This is a genomic window from Streptomyces sp. NPDC050388, from assembly GCF_040655635.1.
Classification (GTDB): Bacteria; Actinomycetota; Actinomycetes; order Streptomycetales; family Streptomycetaceae; genus Streptomyces.
The window spans coordinates 1-3,462 of sequence record NZ_JBFAKH010000215.1 but is presented as its reverse complement, the minus strand read 5'-3'; the positions used below and the strand labels follow the sequence as shown (position 1 = coordinate 3,462).

At 73.7% G+C, this 3,462-nt stretch carries 1 protein-coding gene; it reads left to right on the top strand.

Going from position 1 to position 3,462, the window contains the following annotated elements; all coding sequences use genetic code 11:
• Nucleotides 1–25: 25 nt before the first annotated feature.
• Nucleotides 26–3,462: beta-ketoacyl synthase N-terminal-like domain-containing protein (locus tag AB0I73_RS40710; RefSeq protein ID WP_363045425.1), on the top strand; the 3,437-nt coding region annotated here is incomplete at its 3' end.

The following is a 3,462-nucleotide window of genomic DNA, read 5'->3' as shown; positions in this document are numbered from 1 at the left end:
CGAGCTCCACGCCCACGGCACCCGCGTGGACTGGACCGCCTTCTACGCCGGCACCGGCGCCCGCCGCACCGACCTGCCCACCTACCCCTTCCAGCGGCAGAGGTACTGGCTGACCGCCACTCCCGCTACCCACCTCCCCTCCGACAACAGCGCAGGTGAAGCGGCGTTCTGGGGTGCTGTCAGCGATGGCGACCTCGAGGCGCTCGCGCGGACCCTGGCCGTCGACCCCGATGACCCGTTCACGGTCGTGCTCCCGGCCCTGTCCGACTGGCGGCGCCGGCGCCAGTCGGCCGATGCCCTGGACTCGTGGCGGTACCGGACCACCTGGCAGCGTCTCTCCGGCTCCACCGGCGCCGCTCCCGCTCTTCCGGGCGTCACCCTCCTCGTCGTACCCGACCGGGTCGACGGTTCCCCCCTCGTCGACGCGTGCCTCGCAGCGCTAGGAGCCGAGCGCACCAGCGTCATCCGGGTGCCGGCCGACGCCTCCCGCAAGGCCTTGGCCGACCGGCTGCAGGCCACGGCTGCCGACCAGTCGGCGGCGGTGGGCCGCGTCCTGTCCCTTCTGCCGCTCGACGAGCGCGACCACCCGGTTCTCCCCGGTCTCCCCGTCGGCTACGCGGCGTCGGCCGCCCTCACGCAGGCCATGGGTGACGCCAGAGTCGACGTACCGCTGTGGACCGTCACGTGCGGCGCGGTCGCCGTCTGGCCGTCCGAGGCTGTCACCGGCGCGTCCCAGGCCCTGTGCTGGGGTCTCGCCGACGTCGCCGCCGCCGAGTACCCACAGCGCTGGGGCGGACTGATCGACCTGCCCGAGGACCTGGACGAGCGCGGGCGTGAGCGTCTGCGCCATGTCCTGGCCCGTACCGAGGATGAGGACCACGTCGCGATCCGGTCCTCCGGCACGTTCGCCCGCCGTCTCGTTCGTGCTCCTTTGACGAAGGCTCGGGCCAAGAGCGCCTGGGCCGTCGGCGGTACAGTCCTCGTCACCGGCGGTACGGGCGCACTCGGCGCGCACGTCGCGCGCTGGCTCGCCCGGGGCGGCGCCGAACAGCTCGTCCTCACCAGCCGCCGGGGCCCCGACGCGCCGGGCGCCGCAGACCTCGCTGCCGAGCTGGAAGGGCTGGGTTGCCGTGTACGTATCGAGGCATGCCCGACCGAGGACCGCGCCGCGCTGGCCGCCCTCATCGCCTCGATCCCCGCCGACACCCCGCTCACCGCCGTCGTGCACACCGCGGCGGCCCTCGACGATGCCCTCATCGACGCCCTCACCCCCGAACGCCTCGCCAACGCGCTGCGGGCCAAGGTCGACGGCGCGCTCAACCTGCACGAACTCACCCGCGACCTCGATCTGTCCGCGTTCGTGCTCTTCTCCTCCCTCAGCGGCACCATCGGCGCGCCGGGGCAGGGAAACTACGCTCCCGGAAACGCCTTCCTCGACGCGCTCGCCCAGCAGCGCCGGTCCGCAGGTCTGCCCGCCACCTCCGTCGCTTGGGGCCGCTGGTCCGGTACGGGCCTCGGCGAGGGAGACGCGGAGGAGCGCTTCGAACGTATCGGCGCGCGTGCCATGGACCCCGAGCAGGCCTTGGCCGGCCTCCAGCAGGCGCTGGAGCACGACGAGACCTTCCTCGTCGTCGCGGACATCGACTGGCCTCGCATGGTCTCCCACACCGCGACGCGCCGCCCGAGCCCGCTGATCCGGGACCTGCCGGACTTCCGCGAGGACGGCCAGGGAGGGACGGCCGCCCCCGCCACTGACGGCGGCACGGGCCGTACCTCGTCCCAGGTCTCCCGCCTGCTCGCCCTGCCCGCAGCAGAGCGGGCCCGCGCGGTCCTGGACCTGGTGCTGGCCGAGACGGCGACCGTGCTCGGCCACAGCGACACGAGCAGGATCCCCAAGGACCGCAGCTTCCAGGACTTCGGCTTCAACTCGATGAGCGCCGTGGACCTGCGCAACCACCTGGGCACCGCCACCGGGCTCCCGATGCCCGCCACCCTCGTCTTCGACTACCCGACCCCGGCCGCCCTCGCCGCCCACCTCTTCGACCACCTCACCGCCGACGACGGTGCTGCGGCGTCGTCCGCGGACGCGGAACGCCGGGACCCCGTCGGCGATGACGACCCGGTCGTGGTGGTCGGCATGAGCTGCCGCTTCCCCGGAGGGGTGACGTCGCCGGAGAAGCTGTGGCACCTGCTGGCCTCCGGCAGCGACGGCATCACCGGCTTTCCGGCGGACCGCGGCTGGGACATCGCCGCGCTGTACGACCCGACGCGCGCCACGCCCGACACCTCGTACGTCGACCGGGGCGGCTTCCTGCACGACGCCGCGGACTTCGACCCGGCGTTCTTCGGGATCTCGCCGCGCGAGGCCCTGGCCATGGACCCGCAACAGCGACTGCTCCTCGAGTCCACCTGGGAGGTCCTCGAGCGTTCCGGCATCGATCCCCTGTCCCTCCGCGGCAGCCGCACCGGGGTGTTCGCCGGCACCAACGGCCAGGACTACGGCGACGTCGTCCAGGCCGCCGACGAGTCGCTCGCCGGACCCGGCGTCACCGGCAACCTCGCCAGTGTCCTGTCCGGTCGTCTGTCCTACGCCTTCGGGCTGGAGGGCCCGGCGGTGACGGTCGACACGGCCTGCTCGTCGTCGCTGGTCGCCCTGCACCTGGCGGCACAGGCGCTGCGCACCGGTGAGTGCGATCTGGCGCTGGTCGGCGGCGTGACGGTGATGTCGACCCCGGCCGGCTTCGTGGAATTCTCCCGCCAGGGCGGCCTGGCCGCCGACGGCTTGGTGAAGGCGTTCGCGGACGGCGCGGACGGCACCGCGTGGGGCGAGGGCGTGGGCATGCTGCTCGTGGAGCGGCTGTCCGACGCCCGCCGCAACGGCCACCAGGTCCTCGCCGTCGTGCGCGGCTCGGCGATCAACCAGGACGGTGCGTCCAACGGCCTGACCGCCCCGAACGGTCCGTCGCAGCAGCGGGTCATCCGTCAGGCGCTGGCCAACGCGGGTGTCGCGGCGGCGGACGTGGACGTGGTGGAGGCGCACGGCACCGGCACGACGCTGGGCGACCCGATCGAGGCGCAGGCGCTGCTGGCCACCTACGGCCAGGAGCGCGACGCGGACCGGCCGCTGTGGCTGGGCTCGATCAAGTCGAACATCGGGCACACCCAGGCCGCCGCCGGCGTCGCCGGCATCATCAAGATGGTGCAGGCGATGCGGCACGGGATGCTGCCGCAGACCCTGCACGTGGACGAGCCGTCCTCGAAGATCGACTGGTCGGCGGGCGAGGTCCGGCTGCTGACCGAGGCCCGCGCCTGGCCGGAGACGGGCGAGCGCCCGCGCCGCGCCGCGGTCTCCTCGTTCGGCATCAGCGGCACCAACGCGCACGTCATCCTGGAGGCCGCCGAGGAGGAGCCGGCCCCGGTGGAGGAGCCGGCGGTCACGCTGCCGGTGGTGCCGTGGCTGCT